This window comes from Pseudomonas argentinensis, assembly GCF_001839655.2.
Classification (GTDB): domain Bacteria; phylum Pseudomonadota; class Gammaproteobacteria; order Pseudomonadales; family Pseudomonadaceae; genus Aquipseudomonas; species Aquipseudomonas argentinensis_B.
Window position 1 is genome coordinate 289,228 of sequence record NZ_CP056087.1, and the last position, 24,959, is coordinate 314,186.

General features: G+C 65.6%; 24 protein-coding genes. 16 read left to right on the forward strand and 8 right to left on the reverse strand.

The window, feature by feature from the left end:
* The first annotated feature begins 151 nt into the window (after positions 1-151).
* From rpoZ to SA190iCDA_RS01370, 3 genes are all read left to right on the forward strand, one after another.
* Positions 152-415 (forward strand): DNA-directed RNA polymerase subunit omega, encoded by a 264-nt coding sequence (gene rpoZ / locus SA190iCDA_RS01360; RefSeq protein ID WP_013789418.1) that lies wholly within the window; start codon positions 152-154, stop codon positions 413-415.
* Positions 416-475: 60 nt separating this feature from the next.
* The gene (spoT, locus tag SA190iCDA_RS01365) at positions 476-2,584 is read left to right on the forward strand and encodes a bifunctional GTP diphosphokinase/guanosine-3',5'-bis pyrophosphate 3'-pyrophosphohydrolase (RefSeq protein ID WP_070885847.1); all 2,109 of its coding nucleotides are present in this window, start codon (positions 476-478) and stop codon (positions 2,582-2,584) included.
* A gap of 182 nt (positions 2,585-2,766) precedes the next feature.
* A complete protein-coding gene (locus SA190iCDA_RS01370; RefSeq protein WP_070885846.1) occupies positions 2,767-3,147 on the forward strand; it encodes a RidA family protein in 381 nt (126 codons plus the stop codon).
* Positions 3,148-3,185: 38 nt separating this feature from the next.
* Here the strand turns inward: SA190iCDA_RS01370 and SA190iCDA_RS01375 are convergent, their stop codons facing one another.
* Complete coding sequence (locus SA190iCDA_RS01375; RefSeq protein ID WP_070885845.1) at positions 3,186-4,043, reverse strand: SDR family oxidoreductase; 858 nt, start codon at positions 4,041-4,043, stop codon at positions 3,186-3,188.
* A gap of 616 nt (positions 4,044-4,659) precedes the next feature.
* Here SA190iCDA_RS01375 and exbB point away from each other — a divergent pair.
* The 6 genes from exbB to SA190iCDA_RS01405 all read left to right on the forward strand — a co-directional run bounded on the left by exbB (position 4,660) and on the right by SA190iCDA_RS01405 (position 11,172).
* Positions 4,660-5,340 (forward strand): tonB-system energizer ExbB, encoded by a 681-nt coding sequence (gene exbB / locus SA190iCDA_RS23285; RefSeq protein ID WP_419203873.1) that lies wholly within the window; start codon positions 4,660-4,662, stop codon positions 5,338-5,340.
* Between the two features lie 4 nt (positions 5,341-5,344).
* Positions 5,345-5,773 (forward strand): TonB system transport protein ExbD, encoded by a 429-nt coding sequence (exbD, locus tag SA190iCDA_RS01385; protein WP_070885843.1) that lies wholly within the window; start codon positions 5,345-5,347, stop codon positions 5,771-5,773.
* A complete protein-coding gene (locus SA190iCDA_RS01390) occupies positions 5,770-6,513 on the forward strand; it encodes an energy transducer TonB (protein ID WP_070885842.1) in 744 nt (247 codons plus the stop codon). The genes exbD and SA190iCDA_RS01390 overlap by 4 nt, the downstream gene beginning before the upstream one ends.
* 152 nt (positions 6,514-6,665) lie before the next feature.
* Positions 6,666-7,589, forward strand: a complete 924-nt coding sequence (locus SA190iCDA_RS01395) for a hydrogen peroxide-inducible genes activator (protein WP_070885841.1) — start codon at positions 6,666-6,668, stop codon at positions 7,587-7,589.
* Positions 7,590-7,597: 8 nt separating this feature from the next.
* Positions 7,598-9,673, forward strand: coding sequence for an ATP-dependent DNA helicase RecG (gene recG, locus SA190iCDA_RS01400; protein WP_070885840.1), 2,076 nt, complete (start codon positions 7,598-7,600; stop codon positions 9,671-9,673).
* Between the two features lie 95 nt (positions 9,674-9,768).
* Positions 9,769-11,172: an aminoacyl-tRNA deacylase and HDOD domain-containing protein gene (locus SA190iCDA_RS01405; protein WP_070885839.1), complete on the forward strand. Its 1,404-nt coding sequence runs from the start codon at positions 9,769-9,771 to the stop codon at positions 11,170-11,172.
* A gap of 45 nt (positions 11,173-11,217) precedes the next feature.
* Here the strand turns inward: SA190iCDA_RS01405 and SA190iCDA_RS01410 are convergent, their stop codons facing one another.
* The 4 genes from SA190iCDA_RS01410 to SA190iCDA_RS01425 form a co-directional block, all read right to left on the reverse strand.
* The gene (locus SA190iCDA_RS01410) at positions 11,218-11,610 is read right to left on the reverse strand and encodes a helicase (RefSeq protein WP_070885838.1); all 393 of its coding nucleotides are present in this window, start codon (positions 11,608-11,610) and stop codon (positions 11,218-11,220) included.
* A 413-nt stretch (positions 11,611-12,023) separates the two neighbouring features.
* Complete coding sequence (locus SA190iCDA_RS01415) at positions 12,024-12,296, reverse strand: HU family DNA-binding protein (RefSeq protein WP_013789407.1); 273 nt, start codon at positions 12,294-12,296, stop codon at positions 12,024-12,026.
* A gap of 169 nt (positions 12,297-12,465) precedes the next feature.
* Entirely contained in the window at positions 12,466-13,614 is a 1,149-nt protein-coding gene (locus tag SA190iCDA_RS01420; protein WP_070885837.1) for an FAD-dependent oxidoreductase, read from the reverse strand.
* A 37-nt stretch (positions 13,615-13,651) separates the two neighbouring features.
* A complete protein-coding gene (locus SA190iCDA_RS01425; RefSeq protein WP_070885836.1) occupies positions 13,652-13,819 on the reverse strand; it encodes a rubredoxin in 168 nt (55 codons plus the stop codon).
* Between the two features lie 144 nt (positions 13,820-13,963).
* Between SA190iCDA_RS01425 and SA190iCDA_RS01430 the strand changes: the two genes are divergently transcribed.
* The 7 genes from SA190iCDA_RS01430 to SA190iCDA_RS01460 all read left to right on the forward strand — a co-directional run bounded on the left by SA190iCDA_RS01430 (position 13,964) and on the right by SA190iCDA_RS01460 (position 20,968).
* Positions 13,964-14,506, forward strand: a complete 543-nt coding sequence (locus tag SA190iCDA_RS01430) for a chorismate--pyruvate lyase family protein (RefSeq protein WP_070885835.1) — start codon at positions 13,964-13,966, stop codon at positions 14,504-14,506.
* A 56-nt stretch (positions 14,507-14,562) separates the two neighbouring features.
* On the forward strand, positions 14,563-15,453 hold the full coding sequence (gene ubiA / locus SA190iCDA_RS01435; RefSeq protein ID WP_070885834.1) for a 4-hydroxybenzoate octaprenyltransferase: 891 nt from the start codon (positions 14,563-14,565) through the stop codon (positions 15,451-15,453).
* 102 nt (positions 15,454-15,555) lie between these two features.
* Positions 15,556-16,245: a phosphate regulon transcriptional regulator PhoB gene (gene phoB, locus SA190iCDA_RS01440; protein ID WP_070885833.1), complete on the forward strand. Its 690-nt coding sequence runs from the start codon at positions 15,556-15,558 to the stop codon at positions 16,243-16,245.
* Between the two features lie 91 nt (positions 16,246-16,336).
* Complete coding sequence (gene phoR / locus SA190iCDA_RS01445; RefSeq protein WP_070885832.1) at positions 16,337-17,605, forward strand: phosphate regulon sensor histidine kinase PhoR; 1,269 nt, start codon at positions 16,337-16,339, stop codon at positions 17,603-17,605.
* A 119-nt stretch (positions 17,606-17,724) separates the two neighbouring features.
* Positions 17,725-19,065 (forward strand): hemolysin family protein, encoded by a 1,341-nt coding sequence (locus SA190iCDA_RS01450; protein WP_070885831.1) that lies wholly within the window; start codon positions 17,725-17,727, stop codon positions 19,063-19,065.
* A gap of 235 nt (positions 19,066-19,300) precedes the next feature.
* Entirely contained in the window at positions 19,301-20,059 is a 759-nt protein-coding gene (locus SA190iCDA_RS01455) for a hypothetical protein (protein ID WP_070885830.1), read from the forward strand.
* Between the two features lie 162 nt (positions 20,060-20,221).
* On the forward strand, positions 20,222-20,968 hold the full coding sequence (locus tag SA190iCDA_RS01460) for an endonuclease/exonuclease/phosphatase family protein (RefSeq protein WP_070885829.1): 747 nt from the start codon (positions 20,222-20,224) through the stop codon (positions 20,966-20,968).
* Positions 20,969-20,983: 15 nt separating this feature from the next.
* Here the strand turns inward: SA190iCDA_RS01460 and SA190iCDA_RS01465 are convergent, their stop codons facing one another.
* From SA190iCDA_RS01465 to SA190iCDA_RS01475, 3 genes are all read right to left on the reverse strand, one after another.
* The gene (locus SA190iCDA_RS01465) at positions 20,984-21,889 is read right to left on the reverse strand and encodes a peptidoglycan DD-metalloendopeptidase family protein (RefSeq protein ID WP_070885828.1); all 906 of its coding nucleotides are present in this window, start codon (positions 21,887-21,889) and stop codon (positions 20,984-20,986) included.
* A gap of 160 nt (positions 21,890-22,049) precedes the next feature.
* Positions 22,050-24,080, reverse strand: a complete 2,031-nt coding sequence (locus tag SA190iCDA_RS01470; RefSeq protein ID WP_070885827.1) for a GGDEF domain-containing protein — start codon at positions 24,078-24,080, stop codon at positions 22,050-22,052.
* Positions 24,081-24,082: 2 nt separating this feature from the next.
* Positions 24,083-24,946, reverse strand: a complete 864-nt coding sequence (locus SA190iCDA_RS01475) for an endonuclease/exonuclease/phosphatase family protein (protein ID WP_070885826.1) — start codon at positions 24,944-24,946, stop codon at positions 24,083-24,085.
* Positions 24,947-24,959: the final 13 nt, after the last annotated feature.

Genomic DNA, 24,959 nt, shown 5'->3' on the forward strand with positions numbered 1-24,959 from the left:
CGTCCATCTGGGCCGCGAAAATCCCTTTCTGCGCCGCGAACTCGTGCCTCTCGGCGAGTTTCGCTTCCCTTAATGCCGGCGTTTTTCTAGACTATCCAGTCCGCTCGCCCATTCGGGCCCAGCCAATTTTGCATTCGCTACGAGGAACACCATGGCCCGCGTTACCGTTGAAGACTGCCTGGACAACGTCGATAACCGCTTCGAGCTGGTCATGCTCGCCACCAAGCGCGCTCGTCAAATCGCCACCGGCGGCAAAGAGCCGAAAGTGGCGTGGGAAAACGACAAGCCGACCGTGGTCGCCTTGCGCGAGATCGCCAGCGGCCTGGTAGACGCCGAAATCGTCGCCCAGGAAGACATCATCGAAGAAGAACCGCTGTTCGCTGCCTTCGAGGAAGAGGCGAACGAGCCTCTGTAAGCCTATGCCGGGTCGAAAGCGTACGTCGCAGGTGCACAATGCGTGGCATGGGAGACTCCCATGGCGAGCATAGACGCCCTCGCCGACAGGCTTTCGGGCTACCTGGGCGACGAGCAGGTCAATCTCGTTCGTCGCGCCTACTTCTACGCCGAACAGGCGCACGACGGGCAACGCCGCCGCAGCGGCGAAGCCTACGTGACCCATCCGCTGGCCGTGGCCAGCATCCTCGCCGACATGCACATGGACCATCAGAGCCTGATGGCCGCCATGCTGCACGACGTGATCGAAGACACCGGCATCGCCAAGGAAGCCCTGCACGCGCAGTTCGGCGAGTCCGTGGCGGAGCTGGTGGATGGGGTCAGCAAGCTGACCCAGATGAACTTCGAGACCAAGGCCGAGGCGCAGGCAGAGAACTTCCAGAAGATGGCCATGGCCATGGCGCGGGACATCCGCGTGATCCTGGTCAAGCTGGCCGACCGCCTGCACAACATGCGCACCCTGGAAGTGCTGTCCGGCGAGAAACGCCGGCGCATCGCCAAGGAAACCCTGGAGATCTACGCGCCCATCGCCAACCGGCTGGGCATGCACAGCATGCGCGTGGAATTCGAGGACCTGGGTTTCAAGGCCATGCACCCGATGCGCTCCGAGCGCATTCGCGCCGCCGTGCGCCGCGCCCGGGGCAACCGCAAGGAAATCGTCACGCGCATCGAGGAGTCGCTGCTGCACTGCCTCGAACGCGAAGGCCTGAGCGGCGAAGTGGTGGGCCGCGAGAAGCACCTCTACAGCATCTACCAGAAGATGCGCGGCAAGCGTAAGTCGTTCAACGAGATCATGGACGTCTACGCCTTCCGCATCGTGGTCGACAAGGTCGACACCTGCTACCGCGTGCTCGGCGCCGTGCACAATCTGTACAAGCCGCTGCCGGGCCGCTTCAAGGATTACATCGCGATTCCCAAGGCCAACGGCTACCAGTCGCTGCACACCACGCTGTTCGGCATGCATGGCGTGCCCATCGAAATCCAGATCCGTACCCGTGAGATGGAAGAGATGGCCAACAACGGCATCGCCGCGCACTGGCTGTACAAGTCCAACGAGGACGAGCTGCCCAAGGGCAACCACGCCCGCGCGCGCCAGTGGGTCAAGGGCGTGCTGGAGCTGCAGCAACGCGCCGGCAACTCGCTGGAATTCATCGAGAGCGTGAAGATCGACCTGTTCCCGGACGAGGTCTACGTGTTCACGCCCAAGGGCCGCATCATGGAGCTGCCCAAGGGCTCCACGGCCGTGGACTTCGCCTACGCGGTGCACACCGACGTTGGCAATACCTGCATCGCCTGCCGTATCAACCGCCGCCTGGCGCCCCTCTCCCAGGCCCTGGAAAGCGGCTCCACGGTGGAAATCGTCAGCGCCCCGGGCGCACGCCCCAATCCGGCCTGGCTGAATTTCGTGGTCACCGGCAAGGCGCGCACCCATATCCGCCATGCCCTGAAGCTGCAGCGCCGCTCGGAATCGGTGAACCTCGGCGAGCGCCTGCTCAACAAGGTGCTGGCCAGCTTCGAGAGCCATCTCGACAAGGTACCTGCCGAACGCCAGCTGGCCGTGCTCAACGAATACCGCCTGGAAACCTTCGACGACCTGCTCGAGGATATCGGCCTGGGCAACCGCATGGCTTACGTGGTGGCGCGCCGCCTGCTGGCCAGCGACGGCGAGGAGCTGCCCAATGCCGAAGGCCCCCTGGCCATTCGCGGCACCGAGGGCCTGGTGCTCAGCTACGCCAAGTGCTGTACGCCGATTCCGGGCGACCCGATCGTCGGCCACCTCTCGGCCGGCAAGGGCATGGTGGTGCACCTGGATACCTGCCGCAATATCAGCGAAGTGCGCCACAACCCGGAGAAATGCATCCAGCTGGCCTGGGCCAAGGATGTCACCGGCGAATTCAACGTCGAGCTGCGTGTCGAGCTGGAGCACCAGCGCGGCCTGATCGCCCTGTTGGCCGGCAGCGTCAACGCCGCCGACGGCAACATCGAGAAGATCAGCATGGACGAGCGCGACGGCCGTGTCAGCGTGGTGCAGCTGGTGGTCAGCGTACACGACCGCGTGCACCTGGCCCGGGTGATCAAGAAGCTGCGCACCCTGCCCGGGGTCATGCGTATCACCCGCACGAAGGCGTGACCTGTCGCGCCCCTGCCTGAAAGCACACCCTCCCGCACTTTTCAGCCCCCGCTGCCTGGAAGCGTCATTGCCTATCCAAAAGGCGCAACGACGCCGGTCTTGGCTTGAGGCGGCGAACGTCAGCCTGTAGCCTGCCTGCGTCCGTCTTGCAGCCTGAGGCTGCCCCTATCGAGGAGTTCTCCATGAGCAAGAGCGTCATCAACAGCGACAAGGCCCCGGCCGCCATCGGCACCTACTCCCAGGCCATCAAGGCCGGCAACACCGTCTACCTGTCCGGGCAGATCCCCTTGAACCCCAAGACCATGGAGCTGGTGGAAGGCTTCGAAGCGCAGACCGTGCAGGTCTTCGAAAACCTCAAATCGGTGATCGAAGCCGCCGGTGGCTCGTTCAACGACGTGGTCAAGCTGAACATCTTCCTTACCGACCTCTCCCACTTCGCCACCGTCAACGAGGTCATGGGCCGCTACTTCCAGCAGCCCTACCCGGCACGCGCCGCCATTGGCGTGGCTGCCCTGCCGAAAGGCGCCCAGGTGGAAATGGACGGCATCCTGGTCATCGACTGACCTGCCCACGCCCGGAGCAACGCCTCCGGGCTCTGCCTTCAGCTGTCCTCTAGCACCGCGGCATAGCCCTCGCGATAACTGGGATACCGCGGCGCCCAGCCCAGCGACCGGGCCCGGGCATTGCTGCAGCGCTTGCTGCCGGAACGGCGCACCGCCGAATCCTCGGCCCAGTGCTCGACCCCGAGCTGCTCACGCAGCCAAGCGACCACTTCATGCAGCGGCGCCGGCTCGTCGTCCACGCCGATATAGCAGTGGTCCAGCGCCTTGCCCGCCAGATCGGCCTGCAGCAGAAAGGCCAGCAACCCGGCCGCATCGTCGACATGGATACGGTTACCGAACAGCGGCGGTTCCACCGCCACCCGATAGCCCATGCGCACCTGCTTGAGCAGCCATTCTCGACCGGGTCCGTAGATGCCCGTCAGGCGCAGCACGGTGGTAGGCACCCCACTGTTCCATGCCACCTGCTCGGCCTCGCGCATGATCCGCCCGGAATAGCTCTGCGCCTCGGCAGGCGACGTCTCGTCGACCCATTCGCCGCCCAACTGGCCATACACACCGCTGCTGGAGACGAAGATCAGTCGCCTGGGGCGCTGCCCACGGGCCTGCAGCCAGCCCAGCACATGGCGCAGTCCGTCGACGTAGGCCTGCCGGTAGCCCGCCTCGTCATGCTGGGTGGCGGCCGCGCTGTACACCAGGTAATCCAGCGCACCGCGGGGCCACTGGTCGGGACAGCCCGCCCGGTGCAGATCGCCGGCCACCGGCACGATGCCTGCGGGCAGTTCCGACACCCTGCGGCGCATGCCGTAGACCTGCCAGCCCGCATCACGCAGGCGCACGGCCAGCCGGCCTCCCACATCGCCACAACCGGCGATCAGCGCCTCTGCCACTTTACTCATCCGCCCCCCTCAACCTGGCAAGCGCTCAAAAGCGCCACATAAAGGTAATAAGATTACACCAGCACTTTCATGAACAAGAATTACTTGCAATAATGCTTAGCCTATTTTTCCGCGCGCCCCATGGCCGCGCAGGTCACCGCCCTCACATTCAGGTCCGGCAAGCATGAACTCTATCGCCCATAGCGCCAAGCCAATCACCGTCGCCGCTCGGCCGCAACGCCTCGGCGCCTCTCTCGCCCTGCTGCTCAGCCTGATGCTGGCGCCGATCGCGGGCTTCGCTGATCAGACCGCCCCGGCGCCCGCTCAACCTGCCGCCGAGCAACCGACAACCGCACAACCTGCCGCAGCCGGGCAGCAAGTACAGCCGCTGACGCCAGAGGCGGCCGCACAGGTCGATGCCCTTGGCGACAAGCTCGAAGCCCTTGGACCGCAGGCTACTCCCGAGCAGCTGAACGCAGCACGTCAGCAGTTCTTCAGCGAGAACAACATCGCTCCCCAGGATGCGGACAAGCTCAACCAGGCGCTGGCCGCCCAGCAGAGCGCCGACGCCCAGGCGCTGAACAGCGATCCCGCCGCCGAAGCCGAGCAGGTGTTCCACGACCTGTCGCCGTGGGGCATGTACCAGGGCGCCGACGTGGTGGTGAAAAGCGTAATGATCGGCCTGGTGCTGGCGTCGATCCTCACCTGGACCATCTGGATTGCCAAGACCATCGAACTGGTGACCGCCCGCCGCCGTCTGCGCCGCGAGATCGTCGAGCTCAAGGGCGCCCGCAACCTGGCCCAGGCCAGCGACCAGGCTCGTGCCAAGCACAGCTTCAGCGAAATCCTCATCGAGGACGCCCGCGAAGAACTGAAACTCTCGGCCAGCAGCCGCGAGAAGGAAGGCATCAAGGAACGCGTCAGCTTCCGCCTCGAGCGCCTGGTCGGCGCCTGCGGCCGCGACATGAGCAAGGGCACCGGTGTGCTCGCCACCATCGGCTCCACCGCGCCCTTCGTCGGTCTGTTCGGTACCGTATGGGGCATCATGAACAGCTTCATCGGCATCGCCAAAACCCAGACCACCAACCTTGCCGTGGTTGCCCCCGGCATCGCCGAAGCGCTGCTGGCGACCGCACTGGGTCTGGTCGCGGCGATTCCGGCGGTGATCATCTACAACGCCTTCTCGCGCTCGATCAGTGCCTACAAGGCCCAGGTGGCCGATGCCTCGGCCCAGGTACTGCTGCTGGTGAGCCGCGACCTGGACATGCAGCCGGGCCATGATCGCGCCCAGCCGCCTCATGTGGTCAAGGTGGGTTAAGGCCATGGGGCTTCATCTCAACGAAAACGGCGGCGACGATCTCCAGGAAAACCACGAGATCAACGTCACGCCCTTCATCGACGTCATGCTGGTGCTGCTGATCATCTTCATGGTCGCCGCGCCACTGGCCACCGTCGACGTCAAGATCGACCTGCCCGCCTCCAGCGCCAAACCGGCGCCGCGGCCGGAAAAACCGATCTACCTGAGCATCAAGGAAGACAAGAAGCTGTTTCTGGACAACGACGAGGTACAGCCGGCCATGCTCGGCGCCGCCCTGGACAAGCTGACCCAGAACGACAAGGAAAAGACCATCTTCGTGCGCGGTGACAAGGGCGTCGAATATGGCGACCTGATGGAAGTCATGGACACCCTGCGCGGCACCGGTTACCTGAAGATCGGCCTGGTAGGCCTGGAGACGGTCGGCGCGCAATGAAGAAATCCAGCCGCACGTTCTCCTGGGTCGCCAGCCTGGTCATCGTGGTTGGGCTGCACGTCGGCCTGTTCCTCTGGGCCATGTACTGGCAGCCCCAGGCGACGCCCATCGAGCTGCCGCCACCGGCGGCGATGATCGTCGAGCTGGAGCCCTTGCCGCCAGCCGCGCCCAAGCCTGCACCACCGCCGCCACCGGAAGTGGTGCCGGAGGAGCCCGAGCCGCAGCCGAAAATCGCCGAAGCGCCGAAGCCCACGCTGGCGGTCACGCCGCCCAAGCCGAAGCCCAAGCCGAAGCCGCCGAAACCCAAGCCGCCCGAGCCCAAGCCACCGGAGCCCCAGGAGCAGCCGCCAGCAGAAGCGCCGCCGGCACCGCCCGCCCCGGCCGAGGCCAAGCCGGCAGCGCCGCAGCAGGCGCCGGTCAGTTCGCCGAGCAAGGCGGAGAGAACCTGGCAGAGCGAGCTGCTGGCCCACCTGGCCAAATACAAGCGTTACCCCGAAGACGCGCGCCGCCGCGGCCTCGAAGGGGTGAACCGCCTGCGCTTCGTGGTCGATGCGGACGGCAAGGTGCTGTCCTACACGCTGGTCGGCAAATCCAGCAGCGCGTCGCTGGATCGCGCCACGCTGCAGATGATTCGTCGCGCCCAGCCGCTGCCCAAGCCGCCGGCGGAAGTGCTCAACAACGGCAGCATCGAGATCGTCGCACCCTTCATCTACTCGCTGGAGCGCGGCCGCGGCCGCTGACTCCAGCCCTGCAGCTACCCCGGCAAACGCCGGGGCAGCTGTCATCCCCTCCTGACAGTCATCGCGCTGGCTGACATTATTTGAGCGCCCTGAACAGTTGGTTCCCTTGAAGACAGCGGCTATGCTTGGCGCCATCTCAATGGATTAAGACTATGACCCTCACCGAACTGCGCTATATCGTGACGCTCGCCCAGGAACAGCACTTCGGTCGTGCCGCGGAGCGCTGTCACGTCAGCCAGCCCACGCTGTCGGTCGGCGTGAAGAAGCTCGAGGACGAGCTCGGCGTGCTGATCTTCGAGCGCAGCAAGAGCGCCGTGCGCCTGACCCCCGTCGGCGAAGGCATCGTCACCCAGGCGCAGAAGGTGCTGGAACAGGCCCAGGGCATTCGCGAACTGGCCCAGGCTGGCAAGAACCAGCTGGCGGCACCGTTGAAGATCGGCGCCATCTATACCGTCGGCCCCTATCTGTTTCCCCATCTGATCCCGCAGCTGCATCGCGTGGCCACCCAGATGCCGCTGTACATCGAGGAAAACTTCACCCACGTGCTGCGCGACAAGCTGCGCACCGGCGAGCTGGATGCGATCATCGTCGCCCTGCCGTTCCAGGAAGCCGACGTGCTGACCCTGCCGCTGTACGACGAGCCCTTCTATGCGCTGCTGCCGGCGGACCACCCGTGGACGGCCATGCAGACCATCGACACCAAGCTGCTCAACGACAAGAGCCTGCTGCTGCTCGGCGAAGGTCACTGCTTCCGTGACCAGGTGCTGGAGGCCTGTCCGACGCTGCGCAAGGGCGAAGAAAACGCCAAGCACACCACGGTGGAATCCAGTTCGCTGGAAACCATTCGCCACATGGTCGCCTCGGGGCTGGGCGTATCGATCCTGCCGTTCTCGGCGGTCGACAGTCATCACTACGCGCCCGGCGTGATCGAAGTCCGCCCGCTCAGCCCACCGGCGCCGTTCCGCACCGTGGCCATCGCCTGGCGCGCCAGTTTCCCGCGCCCCAAGGCCATCGAAGTGCTGGCCGACTCCATTCGCCTGTGCTCGGTCGCCAAGCCACTGCCGCGTAACGTCTGAGGATCGCGATGAGCGAGCTGTCGACGGTTTCCGTTACCGACCTCAAGGGCGTTGGCGCGGCCTTGGCGGAAAAGCTCGCCAAGGTCGGCCTGGAGACCCTGCAGGACATCCTCTTCCACCTGCCGCTGCGCTACCAGGACCGTACCCGCATCGTGCCCATCGGCGCCCTGCGCCCCGGCCAGGATGCCGTGGTCGAGGGCACGGTTTCCGGCGCCGACGTAGTGATGGGCAAGCGCCGCAGCCTGCTGGTGCGCCTGAGCGACGGCAGCGGCACCCTGAGCCTGCGCTTCTACCATTTCAGCAACGCCCAGAAAGAAGGCCTCAAGCGCGGCACCCAGGTGCGCTGCTATGGGGAGATCCGCCCCGGCTCGTCGGGCCTGGAAATCTATCATCCCGAATACCGCGCGCTGACCGGCGACGAACCGCCGGCGGTGGACCAGACGCTGACACCGATCTACCCGACCACCGAAGGGCTGACCCAGCAGCGCCTGCGCCAGCTCAGCGAGCAGGCGCTGGCCCGCCTCGGCCCGCACAGCCTGCCGGACTGGTTGCCTCGGCAGCTGGCCAAGGAATACGGCCTGGCGCCACTGGATCAGGCGATTCGCTACCTGCATCGCCCGCCACCGGACGCCGACCTGGAAGAGCTCGCCGAGGGCCGCCACTGGGCTCAGCACCGGCTGGCCTTCGAGGAACTGCTGACCCATCAGCTGTCGATGCAGCGCCTGCGCGAAAGCGCTCGGGCGCAACAGGCGCCCTCGCTGCCGGTCGCCAAGCGCCTGCCGCAGCAGTTTCTCGACAACCTCGGCTTCAAGCCCACCGGCGCCCAGCAGCGGGTCGGCGCGGAGATCGCCTACGACCTCAGCCAGCACGAGCCGATGCTGCGCCTGGTACAGGGCGACGTCGGCGCCGGCAAGACGGTGGTGGCGGCCTTCGCGGCGCTGCAGGCCATCGAGGCCGGTTACCAGGTGGCGCTGATGGCGCCCACCGAGATCCTCGCCGAGCAGCACTTCATCAACTTCACCCGCTGGCTGCAGCCCCTGGGCCTGGAGACCGCCTGGCTGGCCGGCAAGCTCAAGGGCAAGGCGCGGGTGGCGGCCCTGGAACAGATCGCCGCCGGCACGCCCATGGTGGTCGGTACCCACGCGCTGTTCCAGGATGAGGTGCGCTTTCGCAACCTAGCCCTGGCGATCATCGACGAGCAGCATCGTTTTGGCGTGCAACAGCGCCTGGCCCTGCGCCAGAAGGGCGTGGGCGGCCGGCTCAGCCCGCACCAGCTGATCATGACCGCCACGCCCATACCGCGCACCCTGGCGATGAGCGCCTACGCCGACCTGGACACCTCGATCCTCGACGAACTGCCCCCTGGCCGCACGCCGGTGAACACCGTGCTGGTCGCCGACAGCCGCCGCTTCGAAGTGGTCGAACGGGTGCGCTCGGCCTGCGACGAAGGTCGCCAGGCCTACTGGGTCTGCACCCTGATCGAGGAATCCGAGGAACTGACCTGCCAGGCGGCGGAAACCACCTACGAGGACCTGTCGGCCGCGCTGGTCGGCCAGCGGGTCGGGCTGATTCACGGGCGCATGAAGCCGGCCGAAAAGGCCGCGGTGATGGAGCAGTTCAAACAGGGCCACCTGCAGCTGCTGGTGGCCACCACGGTGATCGAAGTGGGCGTCGACGTGCCCAATGCCAGCCTGATGATCATCGAGAACCCCGAGCGCCTCGGCCTGGCCCAGTTGCACCAGCTGCGAGGCCGGGTCGGCCGTGGCAGCGCGGCCAGCCACTGCGTGCTGCTCTACCACCCGCCACTGTCGCAGATCGGCCGCGAGCGCCTGGGCATCATGCGCGAAACCTGTGACGGCTTCATCATCGCGGAGAAGGATCTGGAGCTGCGCGGGCCCGGAGAAATGCTCGGTACTCGACAAACCGGCCTGTTGCAGTTCAAGGTAGCCGATCTGATGCGTGACGCCGACCTGCTGCCGGCGGTACGCGATGCTGCCCAGGCGCTGCAGGAGCAATGGCCGCAGCATGTCAGCCCGCTGCTGGAGCGCTGGCTGCGCCACGGGCAACAATATGGGCAAGTGTGAGCGAGACACGGGACGATGGTCGACTCGAACGGTTGCGTCGTCAGCTTGCTGGTTATACTTGGGACGTTGCGCTCCCTTTGAAGACGGAATACGTCATGACTGAACTAGCCATCGCCGACACCTCCCCTCAACCGCCTCATGTAATCCGTCAGCTGCTGGAGAAACTCGGTGTGACTTATCAGGCTCGCCACGACCAACCCGGCATCCCGGCTGCCCAACGGGTACAGACCGTGCTGCTCGAGGACGCCGTGGGCGCCCTGCTGGTGCTGTTCCCGCAGAATCAGCTGCTCGATCTCAACCGGCTTGCCGAGCTGACCGGCCGCAAGCTGACAGCCGTCAAGCCCGAGCGCCTGACCCGCATGCTGGGCAAGCATGACCTGGCCATGCTGCCGGGCATTCCGGCCCTGACCAGCTCCCCCTGTCTGTACGACGAGCGCCTGCTCGAGGTGCCGAGCCTGTACATCCAGTCCGGCCAGCAGGGCGTGCTCCTGGAGATCGGCACCGAAGCCTTCAAGGGTCTGCTCGGCAAGGCCAGCGCGGCGCGTTTCGGCGAGCCGGCGAGCAAGGTGCGCCCCAACTTCAGCCGCCCCGAAGACGATCGCCAAGAGATCAGCCAGGCAGTGCAGGCGTTCACCGCACGCCGCATCCAGCAGCGCCTGGAAGAAACCATCGAGATTCCGCCGCTGGCCGAGACGGCGCAGAAGATCATCAAGCTGCGGGTCGACCCCAATGCCACGGTCGACGACATCACCGGCGTGGTGGAAACCGATCCGGCGCTGGCCGCCCAGGTGGTCAGCTGGGCGGCATCGCCCTACTACGCGGCGCCGGGCAAGATCCGCTCGGTCGAAGACGCCATCGTGCGTGTGCTGGGCTTCGATCTGGTGGTCAACCTGGCGCTGGGCCTGGCCCTGGGCAAGACCCTGAGCCTGCCCAAGGATCAGCCGCAGCATGCCACGCCCTATTGGCAGCAGGCGATCTACACCGCCGCCGTCATCGAGGGCCTGACCCGCGCCATGCCGCGGGCGCAGCGCCCGGAAGTGGGCCTGACCTACCTGGCCGGCCTGCTGCACAATTTCGGCAATCTGGTGCTGGCCCACGTGTTTCCGCCGCACTTCTCGCTGATCTGCCGACACCTGGAGGTCAACCCGCACCTGCCGCACAGCTACATCGAGCAACACCTGCTGGGCATCAGCCGCGAGCAGATCGGCTCCTGGCTGATGCGCTACTGGGACATGCCCGAGGAACTGGCGGTCGGCCTGCGTTTCCAGCATGACCCCACCTACGCCGGCAACCATGCCACCTACCCGAACCTCGTCTACCTGGCGGTCAGCCTGCTGCACAACCGCGGTATCGGTAACGGCCCCGCGCGCGAGATTCCGGCAAGCCTGCTGGACAACCTGGGTATCACCCGGGAAAAGGCCGAGGAAGCACTCAACAAGGTGCTGGCTGCCGAAGTCGCCTTGCGCGACCTGGCCACCCAGTTCGGCTCACCGCACTGACCCGCCGCCGCGGCCCGCCCGTGGAAGCGCGCCGCGGCAATTGCCTCAGGCCGCCTTCTGGTCGGCCGAGCGCTTCCTGGGCCGCAGGTACTTGGTCAGGCCCTGAAACCAGATGACCAGGGCCGGGTTGCCCTGAATCTGGATGTCCTTGTTCTGGATACCCTGCATGAACGCCAGTTGCTTGTTCTGGGCGGTCAGCGTGGCGTAGCCATAGGCAGCATCCTTGAAGCCGATGGCGAAGGCTGGCGCGCTGGCGGTGCCGCGCTTGCTGGTGATGCGCTGGTTGTCGACGATGAAATGACGGGCCACCTTGCCGTCCAGGGTATGCAGCTGGAAGACCAGGTCACGGCCTTCGAGTTGCTGGCGGAACGCCGGGTTGTCACGGCTGGCCTTGGCCATCAGACGACCCAGCATCCACAGAAGAAAACGAAATTTCATGGCATGGCCTGTTCGCGCGAGTGAGAGAGCCGTGCATTGTAGCGACCTACCCGAAGCCTGACAGCCGGACGTGCTGGCGGGTAGTGGAGGTCTGCTGAGATTTCAACGCTGCGGCGCAGTGGTTGTCCGGGCGGAAATCTCAGCAGACCCAAGGGTCTGTTCCCGTTTCACGCACGGCCGCGCCGGAGCCACATTTTGCGCGAGGCAAGGCACGAGATGCGAAGTTTGGCGGGCCAAATGAGCCACCGAGTAACGCCGAATCGCGCAAAAATTGGCCCGGCCCTGCGGGTTGCGCGGGAAATGACCTCCGCTGTCGTTGCAGGACTTGGCAAGGGACACCATTCCCTGCGTCCTGCGCCTAACCGGAGATCATTTCAACGCGGCTCGCGCTGAAACGGGAACAGACCCTAAGCTCAGTTGATCGAGTCCTTGAGGGCCTTGCCCGGCTTGAAGGCAACGGTATTGCTGGCTTTGATCTTCACTGGCTGACCGGTTTGCGGGTTCTTGCCGGTACGGGCGCCGCGGTGGCGCTGCACGAAGGTCCCGAAGCCGACCAGTGTGACGCTGTCCTTGCGGTTCAGTGCCCCGGTGATTTCTTCGAGAACGGCGTTGAGTACACGATTGGCCTGATCCTTGGTCAGATCAGCTTTTTCCGCGATAGCGGCGGCGAGTTCCGGTTTACGCATGATTGCCTCATTTACGGTTTGTTGTTGTTGTGTTCCGCGCCCTGGCGCCAACGCGCGCCGACAGCTCTACGCTGCGGTCAGGCCTGGGGAGAATGGCATGCTCTGGGGGCCTTCGCCAGCCCTGCACTTAGCTAAAACCGGCATTTCTGTCGAGCAGGCGACAGATCGCCTACGCCAGCAGGGCCGGCAGCTGGCGATTCAGCGCCAGGCGCTCCTGCACCGCAGCGCCGGTCAGCGCGTAGCCCAGCAGGGCACCGCTGGCATCGTGGCACAGGGCGCGGATATCGGCGCCGCTGCCTTCTACCGTCCAGTGTCCCTGGCTGCCCCGCGGCGGTGGTGACACCACCAGCGGGCAGGCCGGGGTCTTCACGGTAACCGGCATGGCGCCGTAGGCCACCTCGCTCGGCGTGCCGGCCAGGGTCCTGGCCAGCGCCCGGGCGCAGGCCATCAACGGCATCACGTAGAGCAGGCTGAGCCCTCCGACCTCGGCACAATCACCCAAGGCGTAGATGTGCTCGTGTGAGGTGCGCAGCAGGCGGTCGACCACCACGCCGCGGTTCAGCGCCAGGCCGGCTGCCGCCGCCAGCTCGGTGCGCGGGCGCAGGCCCACGGCCGAGATCACCGCATCGCAGGCAATGGTCTGGCCATCCGACAGATGCGCCTCGAGCCCGCCGCCAGCATGCTGCAGGCGGCTCAGTACGGGGCCCAGGTGAAAGCGCACACCCAGCGTTTCGAGGCCACCCTGCACCGCGGTAGCGGCCTCGACCGGCAGCAGGGCCGGCATCAGCTGCTCGCAAGGCGCCCCCAGGTCGACTTGGTAACCGCCCAGGGACAGGTCGTTGGCGAACTCGCAGCCAATCAGCCCGGCGCCCAGAATCAGCACCTTGCGCTTGCCCTCGACGGCCTGGCGAAACCGCCCATAGCCCTGCAGATCGTTGACCGTAAACAGCTGGTCAGCCGCGTCGCCCTCGACGGGTACGGCGAGCACCTCGGCGCCCCAGGCCAGCACCAGGTCGCGATAGGCCACCGCCTCTTCGCCGATCCACAGGCGGCGGTGACCGGGATCGATGCCGGTGACCCGGGTGTGGGTCCACACCTGCGCATTCAGCTGTTCGGCCATGGCGCCCGGCTCGGCCATGCACAGGCCATCGGCATCCTTGTTCTTGCCGAAGCCGGTGGACAGCATCGGCTTGGAATACGAGCGTCCGTCGTCGGCGGTAATCAGCAGCAACGGCGTTTCGCTGTCCAGCTTGCGAAACTCGCGGGCCAGGTTGTAGCCGGCCAGGCCGGTGCCGATGATGACGACGGGATCACTCATGGTTGCTCCTGTTACAGCTGTTGTCGGGTTTGATCGCTCAGTTGATTTCGATCATCTCGAAGTCCATCTTGCCCACGCCACAGTCGGGGCACAGCCAATCCTCGGGCACGTCTTCCCAGCGGGTGCCCGGCACGATGCCGTCATCCGGCCAACCCTCGCGTTCGTCATAGATCAGTCCGCAGACCACACATTGCCACTTCTTCATACAGGCTCTCCGGCGCTACTCACGGTCATTGCGCGGGCACGCTACCGCAAATGCCGCGCTATCGCCAAGCGGGCGTGACGAATGCCCAGGGGCCGGCAACGCCCATGGTAGACTCCGCGCTCCGCCCCATCGCGAACCTGTACCGTGCCCCATCCTGCCTCCCAGACACCCGCCTGGCTCACCCGCGACCTGCTACCCAGCGTGCCCTCGGCCAGCGTTTGCGACTGGCTGTTCAACGAACAATCCCTTACCCGGCGGCTGACCGAGCTGTCGGCGGGCGGTTTCAGCGTCTCCCCGTTGCGTGAAGGCTGGCTGACGCTGCGTGACGACGAATGCGCAGCCCTGGACGTACCGCCGGGCAGCCTTGGCTGGGTGCGCGAGGTCTACCTGCGCGGCAATGGCCAGCCCTGGGTGTTCGCCCGCAGTGTGGCCGCCCGGCAGGCACTGCAAGGCTCGGGCCTGGATCTTCAGCAACTGGGCAGCCGCTCCCTGGGTGAGCTGTTGTTCAGTGACCAGGCCTTTACCCGCGGCGAACTGCAGGTCTGCCGCTACCCTGGCGCCTGGCTGCCGGCAGAAGCCTTGCAGGACGGTTTGTGGGCACGCCGCTCGTGCTTTCGTCGCGGCCCGCTGGCGGTGCTGGTCGCCGAAGTGTTCCTGCCGGCCTTCTGGCCTGCGGCGAGCCGCTGACCCCGCGGCCGGCGCGGCGCCGTATAATCCGCGCACCGCGCCAGGAGAACCACCCGATGTACATCCGCATGCTGCAATCGCTCAATCGCCTGCACCCACGTACCTGGGATTTCCTGCAGCTGACGCGCATGGACAAGCCGATCGGCATCTACCTGCTGCTGTGGCCGACGCTGTGGGCACTGTGGATCGCCGCCGAAGGCGTGCCCAGCATCAAGAACCTGCTGATCTTCGTGGTTGGCGTGGTGCTGATGCGCGCTGCCGGCTGCGTGATCAACGACTATGCCGACCGTAATTTCGACGGCCACGTCAGCCGCACCAAAGCCCGTCCGCTGGCCAGCGGCAGGGTCACCGCCCGCGAGGCACTGATCCTCTTCGTCGTGCTGATCGCGCTCAGTTTCGCTCTGGTGCTGCTGACCAACGCCACCACCGTATGGCTGTCGTTCGGCGCCCTGGCCGTGGCGGCGCTGTATCCATTCATGAAGCGCTACACCTATTACCCCCAGGTGGTGCTCGGCACCGCCTTTTCCTGGGGCATGCCGATGGCCTTTACCGCCGAGACCGGCGAGCTGCCGGCGGCGGCCTGGCTGCTGCTGCTGGCCAACGTGATCTGGACCGTGGCCTACGACACCTACTACGCCATGGCCGACCGCGAGGACGACCTGAAGATCGGTGTGAAATCCACGGCGATCCTGTTCGGCGATGCTGACCGGGTGATCATCCTCGGTCTGCAGGGCATGGCCCTGCTGTGCCTGCTGCTGGCCGGCGCGCGCTTCGAACTGGGGCTGTACTTCCATCTCGGCCTGCTGGTGGCCGCCGGCTGTTTCGCCTGGGAATTCCACATTACGCGCCAGCGCGAGCCGATGGTCTGCTTCCGTGCCTTCCTGCACAACCACTGGGCGGGCCTGGCGATCTTCGTCGGCATCGTGCTGGATTACGCCTTGCGCTAAGGGTGGCCGCGCGAGGCGCCTGCCGCACGGCTGTCATATCGCTGCAATAATTCCGTTATCTAATGCGCCGCATTGACAGTTGAATGAACCGAGGCTCAACCCATGGTTGGCAAGAACATCCTGATCGTCGATGACGAAGCGCCGATCCGCGAAATGATCGTGGTAGCGCTGGAAATGGCCGGGTACGAGTGCCTGGAAGCGGAAAACACCGGGCAGGCCCACGCCATCATCGTCGACCGCAAACCCGACCTGATCCTGCTCGACTGGATGTTGCCCGGCACCTCCGGTATCGAGCTGGCCCGGCGCCTGAAGCGCGACGAGCTGACCGGCGACATTCCGATCATCATGCTCACCGCCAAGGGCGAAGAGGACAACAAGATCCAGGGCCTGGAAGTCGGCGCCGACGACTACATCACCAAGCCGTTCTCGCCACGCGAGCTGGTCGCCCGCCTCAAGGCCGTGCTGCGTCGCGCCGGCCCGAGCGACAGCGAAGGCCCGATCGAAGTGGGTGGCCTGCTGCTCGACCCGATCAGCCACCGCGTGACCATCGACGGCAAGCCGGCGGAAATGGGCCCCACCGAATACCGCCTGCTGCAGTTCTTCATGACCCATCAGGAACGCGCCTACACCCGCGGCCAATTGCTCGACCAGGTCTGGGGCGGCAACGTCTATGTCGAGGAGCGTACCGTCGACGTGCATATCCGTCGCCTGCGCAAGGCGTTGGGCGAGGCCTATGAAAATCTGGTGCAGACGGTACGTGGCACCGGTTATCGTTTCTCCACCAAGGGCTGAGCGATAGCCTGATTTTCACCACGACAGGGATTGGCTGGCGGATGAGCGAAACGTGACGAGCAACTGGCGTGGCGCCATAACCCGCCGCCTTATGCTGCTGATCGCGGCCTGCCTGGCCGCTGGAGTGATCACCGGCGAATATGCCTGGGCCATCGCCATTGGCCTGGCCGCCCACCTGCTGTGGAACCTCAGCCAGTTGCTGCGCCTGCATGCCTGGCTCAAGGATCACCAGCCCGACGAACCGCCACCCGACGGCTACGGTCTGTGGGGCGAGGTGTTCGACAGCATCTACCACCTGCAGCGCCGCAACCAGCGGGCGCGGGGCCGCCTGCAGGCGGTGATCGACCGCGTGCAGGAGTCCACCGCGGCACTGCGCGATGCGGTGATCATGCTCGATAGCCACGGCAACCTGGAATGGTGGAACAAGGCGTCGGAAACCCTGCTGGGCCTGAAAACGCCCCAGGATAGCGGCCAGTCGATCACCAACCTGGTACGCGACCCACGCTTCAAGGACTACTTCGAGCGCGGCAATTTCCTCGAACCCCTCGACCTGCCCTCGCCGGTCAACCCGCGCAAGCAGCTGCAGCTCAACATCACCCGCTACGGTAATCAGGAGCACCTGATGCTGGTGCGCGACGTCACCCGCCTCCACCAACTGGAGCAGATGCGCAAGGACTTCGTGGCCAACGTTTCCCACGAACTGCGCACGCCGCTGACGGTGATTTCCGGCTACCTGGAAACCCTGCAGGACAACGTCGACGAGATCAATCCGCGCTGGCGCCGCGCCCTGCAGCAGATGCAACAGCAAGGCGCGCGCATGCAGGGCCTGCTCAACGACCTGCTGCTGCTGGCCAAGCTGGAAGCCACCGATTACCCCTCCGACAACCACCCGGTGGCGGTCGACCTGCTGCTGCAGACCATCCGCAACGACGCCCTGGCGCTGTCTGCCGAGCGCAACCACCGCATCAGCCTGGAGGCCGACGCCGGCCTCAGGCTCAAGGGCAGCGAATCGGAACTGCGCAGCGCGTTTTCCAACTTGGTGTTCAACGCCGTGAAATACACCCAGGCCGACGGCGAGATCCGCATTCGCTGGTGGCAGGACGCACAGGGCGCGCACCTGTCGGTGCAGGACACCGGCCCCGGTATCGAGGCCAAACACCTGCCGCGCCTGACCGAGCGTTTCTACCGGGTCGATTCCAGCCGCGCCAGCCACACCGGCGGCACGGGCCTGGGCCTGGCTATCGTCAAGCACGTGCTACTGCGCCACCGCGGTGGGCTGGAGATCACCAGCGTGGTCGGCAGGGGCAGCCTGTTCACCTGCCATTTCCAGCCGGCGCAGATCGCCGCGCCGGCCCGCTGAATAGGCTCTGTTGAGGTTGCACGCACTGCCGCGCTGAATCGTCAACAGACCCTAGGTCCTATTGCAAAGCGCCCGCCCAGGCCCCACCCTTTAGCAACATCCGGTCACACGAACCCGTTATGGATCCCTCTACGAGCGTCTCCTTCTCCAGTTATTTCGCTGACATGGGCCTGGTGCTGTTCGCCCTGTTCCTGGTGCTGCTCAACGGCTTCTTCGTGGCCGCCGAGTTCGCCATGGTCAAGCTGCGCGCCACCAAGGTCGAAGCCCTGGCCAAGAAGAACGGCTGGCGGGGGCATATTCTACGCACCGTGCACAGCCAGCTCGACGCGTACCTGTCCGCCTGTCAGCTGGGCATCACCCTGGCCTCCCTGGGCTTGGGCTGGGTGGGTGAACCGGCCTTCGCGCACCTGCTCGAACCGCTGCTGAGCTCGATCGGCATCGAATCGCAGAAGCTGATCGACGGCATCGCCTTCTTCACCGCGTTCTTCATCATTTCCTACCTGCACATCGTAATCGGCGAGCTGGCCCCGAAATCCTGGGCGATCCGTAAGCCGGAGCTGCTGTCGCTGTGGACGGCGGCGCCGCTGTACCTGTTCTACTGGATGATGTACCCGGCGATCTTCCTGCTCAACGCCAGCGCCAACGCCATCCTGCGCATTGCCGGTCAGGACCAGCCCAGCGGCCACCACGAGCACCATTACAGCCGCGACGAGCTCAAGCTGATCCTGCATTCCAGCCGCGCCAGCGACCCGAGCGACCAGGACATGCGCGTGCTGGCCTCCGCCGTGGAGCTCGGCGAACTGGAGGTGGTGGACTGGGCCAACTCCCGCGAAGACCTCATCTACCTGGAACTCAACGCCACGCTGGACGAGGTGTTCAGCCTGTTCCGCCGCCACAAGTACAGCCGCTTCCCGATCTACGACGAAGCCGCGGGTGAGTTCGTCGGCGTGCTGCATATCAAGGACCTGCTGCTGCACCTGTCACTGCTGGAAATGCTGCCCTCGACCCTGCGCCTGGGCGAGCTGATGCGGCCGATCGAGAAGGTCAGCCGCAACCTGCCGCTGTCCGACCTGCTGGAGCAATTTCGCAAGGGAAGCGCGCACTTCGCCCTGGTCGAGGAGGCCGACGGCAAGGTGATCGGCTACCTAACCATGGAAGATGTGCTCGAAGCCCTGGTCGGCGACATCCAGGACGAACACCGCAAGACCGAACGCGGCATCCTCGCCTACCAACCCGGCAAACTGCTGGTGCGTGGCGACACCCCGCTGTTCAAGCTCGAGCGGCTGTTGGGCATCGATCTGGACCATATCGAAGCGGAGACCCTTGCCGGCCTGATCTACGAAACCCTCAAGCGCGTGCCCGAGGAAGAGGAATCACTGGAAGTCGCCGGCCTGCGGTTGATCGTCAAGAAGATGAAAGGGCCGAAGATTCTCCTGGCCAAGGTCATCAAGCTCGACTGAGACCAGTACTTGGGCGGCTGCGAGCGCACCCGCCCAGACGCCGATCGTGCCGCTCTGGCAACTTGACCGATCGGTCATCTATGGCGGGTGATCAGCATCACCGTCGCCTTCCAAGACAAGCACTTACGACCATTCGTCGGCTTGTTCGAATGTCGCCTGCAGCTGGGCAGTCCACCGCGGGCATCGATGGAATCGGTGCATGCCGTCACCTAAACAGACTGCCAAGGATTCAGCCATGCAAATCAGTGGAATCACCTCGAAAACCCTACTCGCCCTGTGCCTCGCCGGCGCTTCCCATGCTTACGCCGACTCGATCACCGATCCGATTTCGACCATCGGGGTGATCGGCTCGCACAATCAGTACAAACTGAGCACCTTTGGCGAAAGCGACAAGGAGCGTCTGAATCAGGGCGGTCTGTTCTACAACTTCGGCAACAAGCTGACGGGTCACGAAGGCTTCATCTACCAGGCCGGTATCGAAGGTCAGTACCGCGAGAAGGACGATGACGAATACAAGGCGGCCCGCGCCGACATCGACCTGGGCCTGCGCGCTGCGCTGAGCACCAACAACTACATCGACTTCGTCGTTGGCGGTGGCTACGACTGGGGCCGTATCGAGCAGGACGACGTCGGCCCGTTCGACACCAACGTCAAGCTGACCAGCAAGGCGCCGTTCGCCAAGGCGGGCGTCGGCTACAACTACCTGACCCCGGACTACACCGTGCGCCTGGAGGCCGGCGCACGCTACTCGCTCGACGCCGAAGCCGAGCTGAAAGTCAGCGGCGAAGGCAGCGACACCGTCGACCTGAAGGACAAGGCCAACCCCTACGCCGAGCTGACCGTGCTGTGGAACAAGGGCATCAACAACCTGCCGATCAGCACCAGCCTCTACTACACCCGCACCAATTACAAAATCGATAGCGACAGCGTGCTGGCGGAAAACAGCAAGCTCAAGCAGGAGCAGGTTGGCCTGAAGGTCGGCCTGGCGTTCTGATCACGCCGCCGTAATCGAATCGCCCGGCCTGCCGGGCGATTTGCATTCAGGTCGCCATACACCGGCAAACCGGCCCTGGGTGCCAGGCGTCGGGTATACTGCGCCATCGTTTCAGCACCCACGAAATCCCTTAACGCCTCTCTCACAGCTCCCCCTGATCCCATGTCGCTCAGCATCGCCTCCATCAATATCGAACGTTCCAGGCACCTGTCGCGGGTCGCCGCCTTTATCGACCGTGAGCGCCCGGAGCTGCTCTGCCTGCAGGAGCTCTGCGAGCGCGACATCCCCTTCTTCGAAGCCCTGATGGGCGGCGCCATGGCCTTTGCGCCCATGGCCCGCTATCCCGAGGAAGGCCCCGCCAATGTGGTGGGCGTCGGCATGCTGGCCCGCGGTGGCGCCCTGGCGAACCTGAGGGCCGAGTACTACTCGGGCAGCCCCGAGGGCATTCAGGAGATGGCCTTCGTCACCCTCGAGGGCAAGCGCATGGCCGACCCGCTGAGCATCGCCGAAGTGATGCTCAGCGCCACGGTCGATGGTTTCCGCGTCGCCGTCACCCATCTCAACGTCACCCCGTTCGGCAGCTCCACGCCGTACCAGCGTGAAAGCGCCGGCAAGCTGATCGCCCTCGCCGAGGCGCAAGCCACAGCAGCGGGCGGGCTGCTGCTGACTGGCGACTTCAACGCGCCGCGCGGGCGCGCCACCTTCGACCTGATCGCCGAACACTTCATCGACGGGATACCGGCGCATTACACCAGCAGCATCGACGGCTCGCTGCACCGCGCTGGCGACATTCCGTTCATGGTCGATGGGCTGTTCCATACGCCGAACTATCGGCTGGAAGACGCCAGGCTGACCACCGGCGTGTCCGACCACTGCGCAGTGAGCTGCCGCCTGAGCAAGGCCAGTTAGCCGAGGCCGAAGGCCTCAGTCGCCACCCACGGCGAAATTGGGCAGGCTGTCCACCGGCTGGGCGAACTCGAAGGGGATCGACTCCAGCGCCATGCCCACGTTGCGCTGCACCACGAAGTGCAGGTGCGGGCCGGTGCTGTTGCCGGTATTGCCGGAGCGGCCGATCGGCGCGCCGACCGGGACGCGCTGCCCCTCACGCACGTTCACCGAGCCCTGCATCAGGTGCAGGTACACGCCCATGGTGCCGTCGTCATGCAGGATGCGCACGAAGTTTCCCGAGGGATTGGTGCCACGCCCGCTCTGGTCGTTCTCGGTCTTGACCACCACCCCGGCACGCGCCGCGACGATCGGCGTGCCCTCGGGCATGGCGATATCCAGGGCGTAGCGGCCCTTGGGCGTGAAGTGGCTGTACTGGCCATTGGCGCCCTGGGTCAGGCGAAACGGCCCACCGCGCCACGGCAAGGGGTACGGCTGCTTGATCGGCAGCAGCCGGGGGTCGCCCAGGGCGTAGTCGAGCTTGGGCGTGTAGCGCAGCGGCTTGGCCGGGTCCAGCGGCGCCAGGGTGGCCAGGCGGATCTCGCTGCGCGGCGGCAGCACCCAGTTGATCGGTTTGCCCGGCGCGCCACTGACGTTGCTCAGCTGTTCCAGCCTGAGCTCCACCTGCACCGGCGCATACAGATCATTGCGCACCAGCAGGGTTTCGCCGGCGGCGTGCTTGCGGGTTTCCAGCTTTACCTGGTTGTCGAGCTTCTCGACCATACGGTCGCTGAACACGAACACCTTCGCACCGGGCGCCGCCTGGTCACTGTAGGTGACCACGCCATTGGCATCGGTGTACTTGTAGACGGTCAGCGCACTCGCCTGGCAGGCGAACGCAGCGAGTCCCAGCAGCAGTGAGAGGCGCCCTAGCGTACCTAGCATAAGATTCGATCTGGTTATCAAGTGTTCGGCAGGGCAAGACTAGCAGCGTCTCGATGGCCGGGCGACTGCCGGCGCTGCGCTTTGCGACAACCGGCACAGGCCTGGCGAGCCTGGCGCACAGAACGCACCCGGTGCTGCCGCCCACAGCCGGCAGCCGCGCTCAACCCACCTCGATCCGGTTGCGCCCGCCGCGCTTGGCGCGATACAGGGCCTGGTCCGCCCGCTCGAACACCTGCTCGCTGCGCTCGGCGCTGCTGAACGAACTGATGCCACCGGACAGGGTGATGGTCACGCGTTCGCCCTTGAAATGGAACGGGCAGTTCTCGATCGCCGAGCGCAGCGTGTCGAGCAGCTTCAAGCCGCCCTCCATGGGCGTGGACGGAACCAGCAGCACGAACTCTTCGCCGCCGAAGCGGGCGATGAAGTCGGTCTTGCGCAGCCGCTTGAACAGCTCGCCGGCGATGATCTTCAGCACCTTGTCGCCGGCCAGGTGGCCGTAATCGTCGTTGATGCGTTTGAAGTGATCGATATCCAGCACCGCCAGCAGCAGGTCGCCGCCATAACGCTGCAGGCGCGCCAGCTCGAGATCCAGGCGTTCGGTCCAGGCCGCCCGGTTGGGCAGCCCGGTGAGCGGGTCGAGCAGGGCCTTCTGGCGTTGCTCTTCAAGGTGGTCGCGAAAGCCCTTGGCCTCCAGCTCCATGCTGGCCACCCGATCGACCAGAATCTGCAGGCGCTCGCCAACCTGCAGCTCGCGGGCATCGCGCTGCTGCTGGTACTGGCTCATGGTGCCAAGCAGGCCGCTGAGACGGTTTTCCACCAGTTCCTTGAGATTGTCGAGATCGGTAGCCTCCTGCACGCTGCTGTGCAGACCGTCGACCTGCTGGCGCAGCTCGCTGTCCAGGCTGCGCGCGGCCTCGGCGGAATCGGTGTAGTCGGCGTGGACGTCCTGCAGGCTACCCTGGAAGGCAGCCAGGCGCTCGTTGAGCTGCTTGAGGTAGCCCTCGAATTCGCGCTGGCCGACATCGGCGATCGCCAGCATCAGCACCGCCAGGTCATCGAGCACCGGCACCAGCTCGTACATGTTCAGCCCGGCGGTGATGCGCTGGCGCAACGCGTCAGCCTGGCCCTGGTGCCGCTCGGGCAGCGGCAACTCCTCGAGCAGCTTCAGCAGGCTGCCTTCCACATGGCCGGCGATGGCACTGTAGCCCGGTTCGGGCGCTGGTGGCAGGGCGTACTCGGGATCGGCCTGGGCAACCGCTTCGTTGGCCGCGGCCGCCTCGGGCGCCACCTCCTGGATCGGTCCCGCCACGGCGGCGGAGGCTGCAACCGGCTCGGCCGGCGCGTTGGCCGCCGGCGATGGCATCAGCAAGGCTGACGACAGCGGCAGACTGTCCAGCATCACACGGCTGACGACAGCCGGCGCGTTGGCAGCAACTCGGGCTGGCGCCATGGCGGGTTGTGGAGAGATTTCGGGAGACGGCGACGGCGCTCCGGGGACAATGGCAGGCGCCTCTTCTGTCTCGGCCGTTGCGCTTTGCGGCTCCCGTTCGGCCGCCGACTCGGCCACTGCTTGAGCGACAGCCTCGCCAGGCGCACTCGCGGTCTGATCGCCCGGCTCTCCCGGCGCAGTGGCCACCGCAGGCTCGGCGTTGACCGCCGGGCTGGCGTTATCGCGGCTACCGAACAGCCGCTCGATAAAGCCCGGCCGCGCGACCTGTTCGCCGCCCAGCGCCTGCAGCGCCTGCTGCTGCAACTGGCTCAACTCGGCCAGCAGGGCGGGCATTTCCCGGGCCTGCCGGGCCCGCTCCTCGACCTGCTTGGCATAGCGCTTGAGCGGTTTGCGCACGTCACCCGGCAGATCCATCTTCAGCAACTGCGCCACCAGGCTGGCCAGGCCGCTGGCAACCTGCTCGATGCGCTGCTGACGGCGCTGCTCGGAGTCCAGCACGGTCTTTTCCAGACGCGGGATCAGGGCACTGAGGCCGGCGTCCATGTCGTCACGGCGCAGGATCTCGCGCAGATCCTGCATGCACTGGTCAACCGCCTTGTCGGCACCCTCGGCCGCCAGGCTGCTGCGCACCAGCCCGCGACGCAGCAGGTCGATGCGCATGTCCCAGCGGCGTTCGAGCTTTTCCTGCTGCTCGATATTGGCAAGGTACTTCTCGCGCCAGCGTTTGGCGTCGTCGGCCATGCTCAGGGCTCCTGTACACGGGGCGTCAACGGTGGCGTGAGGGCATTGGGCAGGCGAATCTCCACGGCCACCGGCAGGTGGTCGGAGATCGGCTGCGCCAGTACCTGAAAGCGCTCGAGCTCCAGACCGGGGCTGAGCAGAATATGGTCGAGACAGCGCTGCGGACGCCAGCTCGGAAAGGTCGCCTCGACCTGGGGGGCGAGCAAGCCGAGATCGCGAAGTGGCGAGTGCTCCAGCAGGTCGATGGCGTGGGTGTTCATGTCGCCCATGAGAATCTGGTGGCGATAGCCGCCGATCAGCTCACGGATATAGGCCAGCTGCCGGGTGCGGGTACGCGCACCGAGGGCCAGGTGCATCATCACCACGGCGATGGCGTCGTCGCCTTCGCCGATGCGCAGCAGGATCGCGCCGCGACCGGCCGGGCCGGGCAGCGGGTGATCTTCCAGCAGGGTCGGCCGCAGGCGGCTGAGCAGCCCGTTGCTGTGCTGGGCGAAACGCCCCAGGTTGCGGTTGAGCTGCTGGTACCAGTAGGGGAAGGCACCCATGCGTGCCAGGTGCTCGACCTGGTTGATGAAGCCGGAGCGCACGCTGCCACCGTCGGCCTCCTGCAGGGCGACGATGTCGTAGTCGCCGAGCAGGTCGCCGATGCGCTGCAGGTTGCCGGCACGGCCCTGATGGGGCAGCAGGTGCTGCCAGCCGCGGGTCAGGTAATGGTGATAGCGCTCGGTACTGATACCGACCTGGATGTTGAAGCTGAGCAGGCGCAAGCGCCCGTCCTGCGGCCACTCGCTATCCTGGGTGCAGTCGGGGTTGACCTGTGGATCACACAGGCCAGCCTGACGGGGCATCGAGCGGCGACGCAGCATGGCAGGCGCTCCG